Consider the following 7,831-nt stretch of genomic DNA (forward strand, 5'->3'; position numbering starts at 1 on the left):
ATTCTAGTTTAGATAATGGAGAATATGAGGATGCGTCAAATTACTACTGATAGGCTAATCATTCGTCCGATTAGTCAAGGGGATTACGACGAGCTAGAGTCAATTATTTTGGACCCAAAAATCGTAAAATATATGAGATATCGTGACGTCAAGACTCCCTCAAACTTTAAGAAACTTTTTAAAGATCATTTTCTAAAAGAATTTGGTTACACCTTTGGAATTGAAGATAAAGTCACTCATCAATTGATTGGCTTTTACGAATTCCATCCCGAAAATGGTGTCGGAATTCTTTCTTATGCTCTGAGTCAAAGTGCCTGGGGACATGGTTACGTTGCCGAAGCCGGCAGTGCCATGATGGACTACGGATTCAGCTTTTTGAACTTTGATACCATCGAAGCACATTTTGCCCACTTGAATCCCCGCTCTGGCCGAGTGATGGAAAAGATGGGCATGCATGATTTAGGCGTGGTTGAGACGAGAATCTCGCCTGATAATGGTGAAGAAATTTTTATTATGGGTTATGCACTTGATCGGGACGAGTGGAACTTACAGAGCGTGGAGCAAGCCGGGTAGGCAGAGCGTGGAACAGGGGCGGTCAGCTCCCGGAGGATAACGTAATTTCACGAATTGCCCGTTGAACTTTACGGGCGATTTGGGAAATTTTGCTATCTCGGAGGGAGTTGCCCCTGTGGAACGCGTTTACGTTCAAACTAAGGAAGTATGGTTATTAACAATAGACATCACACAATATAAAAAGAGGAATCTTCTCAATATACAGAAGGTTCCTCTTTTTTGATACCAAATTTCTTTTATTTTATAACCATGGTTCTATGCGATATAGTCAAAACGCGTTCCAGCCAACAGGAGTCAACATATAGCTACGCTTCCCAAATCGCCCGCAAGTGCGGCGGGCAATTCGTGAAGCTAGGCTATCTGCTGACTCCTGACCGTTGGCTTCCACGCTCTAAACTAAACGTCGATGAATCTCTTGCATGCCTCTTTCAATATTTTCCAATTCATCCGAATAATCTCTCAATTGTTCACCATACTTATCGACTAGATTCTCATCGGTATTGGTTTTATATCTCAATTTATGTTCCAAACTGGCCCACATATCCATCCCCACGGTGCGAATTTGTATTTCTACCGGGACATCAATTGGCCCTTTGGATTGAAATACTGGCACCTTTACTGCAATATGAAGACTGCGGTAGCCACTTTCTTTGGGATGCTTCAAGTAATCTTTTCTTCTTAATAGCGTGACGTCTGTTTGGCTCGTTAACATCTTTTCAATTTTATAAATATCATCAATGTAATTCGTTACTACTCTAATGCCGGCTACGTCGTGGATGTTCTTCTCAATGCTTTCCACGGTCAGGTCATAGCCTTTTCTCTGTGCTTTGCCAATCAAACTCTGAATCTTTTTCATACGTGATTCCATATGATGGATTGGATTGTAATCATAGTTGACTTGAAATTCAGCGTCCAAATTTTCTAATTTCGTGCTGATTTCCCTTTGTCCTGACTGATAAAGTTGGTACATCTTAATCAATTTTGGCAATTCCGCCACGTCGGGACGTTTATCGACCTCATTCAATTGAGTCTCGAGTTCTCTCAAATTAATAACGCCTGATCTCTCTAATATCATTTTTCCATCCTTCAATTTTTTTATAAAAAAAAGCAACCAGATTAGTGGCTGCTTATATTCTATACTTATTAGATGCTACTTCCAATCTACTTTGAGGTAGCTTTTTTATGCCAAAAGTAGATTCCTGCTAGTAAAATAATACTAATCACGCATGACAATCCGAAGGTAAAGTGCATCCCATCAATGAATAATTGCGGGTCACTTGCTAAATAAGATTTAACTCGAGTTCCTTTAATCAAAGACATCGAGCCAAACAAAAGAGTCGTTGACATCGCCGAACCGACGACCATCCCAACAGTTCTAGCGAGTGAGTACACACTACCGGCAGAACCGTAATCTTTTTCGGCAACATTGCTCATAACTAAAACGTTATTTGGTGAGTGGAACAAGCCATTACCAAGTCCCGCCATGGCTGCTCCGAAAGCAAAAATCAAAACAGTATTGTTTAAACCGCTCAAAACGTAGAAGATTTGGCCAAAACTGATGATAGCTAAACCAACTAAGGTGATTTTAAACGGATCGTGTTTATCGGCTAAACTTCCCGAAATTGGAGCCACAAATAGCTGTACAACTGGGAATATCAATAAGAAGAACCCACTGAACAAGGGGCTGAATTCCCGGGCATTTTGGAGATAAAACGGTGCTATAACATCGAAGAAGAAATCGACGATAAAGACTAAGAAACAAGCCAATAATTGGACTGAAAACCACTTATTCTTGAACAATGAAACCGGCAGAATCGGTTCATTTTGCTTAGTCTCATAACGATACAATAACGCCATTAAAATTAAACCGATCAACGTTAAACTGATGATTCGCCAATCACTCCACCCTAATTGTTGACTCAACAAAATACCAATGAATAAACTAGTGAATCCGACGATCAACAAGAGTGATCCCCATAAATCAAAACTAGCGCTAGGATATTTTTTGTCCAAATCACTAGGCAAATACTTAAATAACAAAAATGCTGCAATAAAACCAATTGGTACGTTCAACCAGAAAATGATGTGCCAAGGGAAGAAATTCAACAAAATCCCTCCGATACTAGGTCCGATGATACCTCCGAGTGACACGAATGAACCCATCCAACCTAAGGCCTGACCGCGACGATCATCTGGAAATACTTCAACAATGATGCCGTTAGAAGTTGCCATCGTCATCGCCGCTCCCAAGGCTTGCAAGCTTCTAGCCAAAATCAATGTCAACCAACTGACTGACAAAGCACATAAAGCCGAACTAACAACGAATAGAATCGTTCCCCATTTGAAAAATTTGATTTTTCCATATTTATCACCGAGTTTTCCAAAGATCATTAAGGTCGTACTCATCACGATCAAATACAGTGTTACAACCCAATTGATCAAACTCATATTGGTGTGTAATGCCTTACTCAAGACTGGCAGTGCCACGGTGACAATGCTACTATCAAGGGTAGACATAAAAATAACGATGCCCACACCAATCAGGATCATCGTCAGGTTTTTACTCTTAATTGATTCCATAATTATCCTCTATACTATATATTAATATATATAGTTTAATACACATCAAAAATTTGTAAAGGAGTTCTCATGGCACGTTCAAACACGCTCCAATATATGATTCTCGGACTATTAACTCGACAAGATATGACCGGTTACGATATCAAGCAAACCTTTGACAAAGAGAAAGCCGAATTCTGGACTGCCCCTTTCAGTCAAATTTATCCAGAACTAAATCGACTTTTGAAAAAGGATTTAATTCAATTACTTCCAACTATCCAAGAAAGCCGCAAAAAAACCTACCAATTAACTACTACTGGTAGGTCTATTTTTAATGAATGGATCAAACAACCATTATCTCCTGAAATCACGACGTTAGACAATGATAATTTTGTTTTGAGACTACATTTTTTGGGTAAAGAGCATGCGGATATTTTGCAAAAATTGTTGAAGAAACGTCAACAAACGCTAAAAGTAGAAATTGCACAACTGGAATTGGAACTAGCCGAAGTAGTTTCTCATCCCGAACAATACGGACGTGAATTGATTATTAGAAAAGAATTAGCTAACAAAAAGTCAGATCTCAAATTGTGGAAAAAAGAACTTTTAAAGTAAATAGTATCCAGTCTGTAGTTTAGATAGAACAAAACTTACGAAAAAGAGGCAGCTGCTCCGTGATCAGAGTGGTTGCCCATTTTTTATTCAGCATACTAATCAAAGCATCTTGTCTCGTTCAGACTGGATATTGTCCGCAAATAAAATTGAAACTATTATCTTGGTCAACTCCTCTGGTGACTCTTTCATCCCGGTTTTGACCCACTGCTTCATAATTCCCTGAATACCTAGCATAATATACGTCGCTTGATAGGCATCAGCTGCAGTTTTGGGAGTTGGGTGTGGGTGATCGAGAAATAATCTATCCAACAATTTCGTTTTGCGCTCGACGAAGACTAAATTACTCAACTGGGGATTCTTATAAAATTCGCTCAAGACGATGGTTAAACCTTCCATCATGGAAGTGTCCTTAGGAAAGCTCAATTCATCTAGAAAATCACGTTCGATTTGGTCGACACATTTATAAACATCATCAAAATATCGATAAAAAGTCGTTCGATTGATGTCCGCTTCTGAACACACTTCAGTGACCGTTATCGTGTCGATCGTTTTGGTTTGTAAAAGGGATAAAACTGTCTCTTTTATCAGATTTTTGGTATATTGAGCTCGACGATTGTTTCTTGTTCCTACCATCTTTTTTCTCCTAAAAAACAACACCTTTGTGATATTTGTTTAATTAAAAACACTTTGTTGCAAATTGACGGTTGAAAAAAGTTTGCAAAGTTTTTATTATATGAAACATAGTGTTGCAATAATGACAGTGTAACAAATTATTTATTGAATAACATTACAAAATTTAAAATTAGAGAGAGAGTTAATTAATGCTGGAATTAAAACACATCAAAAAATACTATCATGTTGGTGATTCAGTTACTAAAGCTCTAGATGATGTCTCGGTGGCTTTTCGTAAGCAAGAATTTGTCGCTATTCTAGGCCCTAGTGGTTCTGGTAAGACGACGATGCTTAATGGTATCGGTGGCCTTGATATTTATGACTCCGGTGACTTAGTTATCAAAGGTAAATCAACCAAGGACTTCTCTGAATCCGATTGGGATGCTTATCGAAATAATTCAGTCGGTTTCATTTTCCAAAGTTACAACATTATCGGACATTTGAGCATCATTGATAACGTTGAATTGGGGATGACCCTTAGTGGTGTCAGTAATGAGGAAAAAGCTAAGAAAGCTCGTGAAGCACTAGAACGAGTCGGCTTAGGTCCACACATCAACAAAAAGCCTAACCAACTTTCCGGTGGTCAACTACAACGTGTTGCGATTGCCCGTGCGATTGCTAATGACCCAGAAATTTTACTTTGTGATGAACCAACTGGAGCACTAGATACTGAAACTAGTGAAGAAATTATGCAGTTGATCAAAGAATTGTCAGCTGAGCGTCTAGTTATCATGGTTACTCACAACCCTACTCTTGCTAAAGAGTATACGGATCGAATTATCAACTTTGCTGATGGTAAAATTTTGAACGATTCTAATCCTTTCGTTGAAGACGCAACTCAAGATAATTTCGAATTAAAGAAAACTAAGATGACTTTCTGGACTGCTTTGAAGTTATCATTCACTAACCTAAAAACTAAAAAAGGCCGGACAGCTCTAACCGCTTTTGCTTCAAGTATCGGTATCATCAGTATTGCGATTGTTTTAGCCTTGTCGTCTGGATTCCAAAAACAAATCGACAAAACTCAAGGCAATACCCTAGCTCAATTTCCGGTAACGATTTCTCAAACAGCTTCTAAGCAAACCGCTCCGGACAGCCAAAAGACTAAGAACTCCAACTCGAAAAAAGTTACCGCTAAACTTAGCCAACAAGAGAAATCGACCCACACTAATAAATTAAATAAAAAATACGTTAACTATATTAAGAACCTATCACCCGAACTAAGTAAGAATATTACTTACAATTACACAACTGGGATGAATCTTCTAACTAAAGTTGACGGTAAAGTCAAAACAGCTCAATTTTCTAACGCCAGCAGTTCTAATTCGATGAGTGGAATGGCTTCAGCTATGGCTTCCTCAACAGGAATCGGTAGTTCAGTTTATCCTAGTTCTGACAACAATGGTAAGAACTTCTTGAAGAAACACTACAAAGTAATTTCTGGTTCACTACCTGACAATGCTAACGAAGTTGTTTTGATCGTCGACCGTGATAACTCGACAAATATCAACGCGCTAAAAAACATCGGCATGAAAGTTAAAGACAACCAGAAACTCGATTTTGACAAAATTGTCGGTCAAGAATTCAAAGTAGTTGGTAACAATGATTACTACAACCAAGTTGCTACTAACCTCTACACCCCAAATTCCGATTTAACTAGTCTCTACAACAATGCCAATAACAAGACTGTCAAGATCAGCGCTATCTTAAAAGTTAAGTCTGAATCATCTGAAAACATCCTTTCTTCAGGAATTGCTTACAGTGACCAATTAACCAAAGATATCGTTAATACTAATAAAGATTCTGACATCGTCAAAGCTCAAAAGAGTAGCGATACTAATGTTTTAACTGGTGCTAGTGTTGACGACGCTACAACTAAGGACTCACTCATCAGTTACTTAGGTGGTTCAACTCAACCATCAAGCATCTTAATTTACCCAAGTACTTTCAAGACTAAAGATAAGGTTTTGGATTACTTAGATAAGTTCAACAAAGGCAAGAAAGAATCCAACAAAGTTATCTACACTGATCTAGCTGGTCAAGTTTCAACCTTAACTGGTGGTTTGATGGACGCTATCACTTACGTCTTAGTCGCCTTCGCCGGAATTTCACTAGTTACAAGTATGATCATGATTGGTATCATCACTTACACATCAGTTCTTGAAAGAACCAAAGAAATTGGTATTTTGAAAGCTCTTGGTGCTAGAAAGAAAGATGTTACTCGCGTCTTCGATGCTGAAACTACTATTTTAGGTGTTTCATCTGGTGTCTTAGGAATCATCATCGCCTGGTTAGCAACTTTCCCAATCAATGCTATCTTGAAGAACTTAACTAATTTATCAAACGTTTCGCAATTGAACCCCGTTCATGCTATCGTCTTGATCATTATCAGTACAGTTCTAACCGTAATCGGTGGACACATTCCCGCCAAGATGGCAGCTAAAAAAGATGCTGCTGCAGCATTGCGTTCCGAATAGTTACATTTTAAAAAGACTGTATTAATTGGAAGAAAAACCAATTAATACAGTCTTTTCTTTTTGTGGACTAGGCTTTAGCCTTTTTGTAGCTATAACGTACATGATATAGTACAATATAGTTACCAAAAAGGAAGGGAGTTTTTATTATGCCAATTGCAACTACTCAAAGTGATTTTCGTAATCATATTAAGGATTACCTAGATCAGGTTAATAATAATAACCAAACCGTTTTAATCGCTCGTTCAAATCAACGTGCAGCTGCGGTTATCTCACAAGACCAGCTTAACACTCTTCTTGAAGCCGTTAATGCTAAAGAAGATTCTTTAGATTATGCAATTGCTCGTGATAAATTAATCGAAATGCATATTTTGCCAGATGATCCTATCGTTAAACCCACTGATGATTACTGGAATAACTTTAAGCCTAAGGACAACAATAAATAATGGTATATCAATATCGGCCACGAAAATCTTTTGAGAGAAGTCTAACTTATCTTGCACAGCTTGATCCAACAATTGTTGACGAAACAAAGGCAGCAATTTTGATTTTACTAGCAGGAGATTCTCTTCCAAATGACTTCCAGGACCATGGGCTTGAGGGAAGTTATACTGGTTATCGAGAATTCCATCTTCGTGACACCTCTAAAGGACAACAACCAAATGAAATAAATGACATTTTAATCATTTACAAAATCGATGACCAAGATTTAATTTTTATTGCAGTTAATATTGGTTCACACAACAAGCTATTTCATGGCCACTACCGAAAAAATAAATAGGTGAATTTACAATCAATTTTTCCTAAGAAAATAATTTAAAACAGACAATAAGATATAATCGCAAATTGCAAGAACAAGTTAGCCACTCCGAAAAAATAAAAAAAACTTAAGATCTATCAGGATTGGAGTGCCAGATTATTAGTAGCCGCAAGCCAAG

Annotated in this window: 8 protein-coding genes; 5 read left to right on the forward strand and 3 right to left on the reverse strand. The window is 38.0% G+C overall.

Annotated features, from left to right (window positions below; all coding sequences use genetic code 11):
* Positions 1-30: 30 nt before the first annotated feature.
* Complete coding sequence (locus EGT49_RS05765) at positions 31-573, forward strand: GNAT family N-acetyltransferase (protein WP_135372422.1); 543 nt, start codon at positions 31-33, stop codon at positions 571-573.
* A 391-nt stretch (positions 574-964) separates the two neighbouring features.
* Here the strand turns inward: EGT49_RS05765 and EGT49_RS05770 are convergent, their stop codons facing one another.
* The gene (locus EGT49_RS05770; protein WP_135372424.1) at positions 965-1,648 is read right to left on the reverse strand and encodes a GTP pyrophosphokinase; all 684 of its coding nucleotides are present in this window, start codon (positions 1,646-1,648) and stop codon (positions 965-967) included.
* 86 nt (positions 1,649-1,734) lie between these two features.
* Positions 1,735-3,153 (reverse strand): MFS transporter, encoded by a 1,419-nt coding sequence (locus EGT49_RS05775; RefSeq protein WP_135372426.1) that lies wholly within the window; start codon positions 3,151-3,153, stop codon positions 1,735-1,737.
* 69 nt (positions 3,154-3,222) lie between these two features.
* Here EGT49_RS05775 and EGT49_RS05780 point away from each other — a divergent pair, with 69 nt between their 5' ends.
* Positions 3,223-3,747 carry a PadR family transcriptional regulator gene (locus EGT49_RS05780; RefSeq protein WP_135372428.1) on the forward strand — a complete coding sequence of 175 codons (525 nt, stop codon included), beginning with the start codon at positions 3,223-3,225 and terminating at the stop codon, positions 3,745-3,747.
* Positions 3,748-3,846: 99 nt separating this feature from the next.
* Here EGT49_RS05780 and EGT49_RS05785 read toward each other — a convergent pair whose 3' ends face one another.
* The gene (locus EGT49_RS05785; protein ID WP_135372430.1) at positions 3,847-4,380 is read right to left on the reverse strand and encodes a TetR/AcrR family transcriptional regulator; all 534 of its coding nucleotides are present in this window, start codon (positions 4,378-4,380) and stop codon (positions 3,847-3,849) included.
* 188 nt (positions 4,381-4,568) lie between these two features.
* On the opposite strand from EGT49_RS05785, the gene EGT49_RS05790 reads away from it, so the two are divergent.
* From EGT49_RS05790 to EGT49_RS05800, 3 genes are all read left to right on the forward strand, one after another.
* On the forward strand, positions 4,569-6,896 hold the full coding sequence (locus EGT49_RS05790) for an ABC transporter ATP-binding protein/permease (RefSeq protein WP_135372432.1): 2,328 nt from the start codon (positions 4,569-4,571) through the stop codon (positions 6,894-6,896).
* Positions 6,897-7,042: 146 nt separating this feature from the next.
* Positions 7,043-7,339 (forward strand): type II toxin-antitoxin system Phd/YefM family antitoxin, encoded by a 297-nt coding sequence (locus EGT49_RS05795; protein WP_135372434.1) that lies wholly within the window; start codon positions 7,043-7,045, stop codon positions 7,337-7,339.
* On the forward strand, positions 7,339-7,674 hold the full coding sequence (locus tag EGT49_RS05800) for a type II toxin-antitoxin system YafQ family toxin (RefSeq protein WP_135372436.1): 336 nt from the start codon (positions 7,339-7,341) through the stop codon (positions 7,672-7,674). The genes EGT49_RS05795 and EGT49_RS05800 overlap by 1 nt, the downstream gene beginning before the upstream one ends.
* Positions 7,675-7,831: the final 157 nt, after the last annotated feature.

It is taken from the genome of Companilactobacillus suantsaicola (assembly GCF_004745525.1).
GTDB classification, from domain to species: domain Bacteria; phylum Bacillota; class Bacilli; order Lactobacillales; family Lactobacillaceae; genus Companilactobacillus; species Companilactobacillus suantsaicola.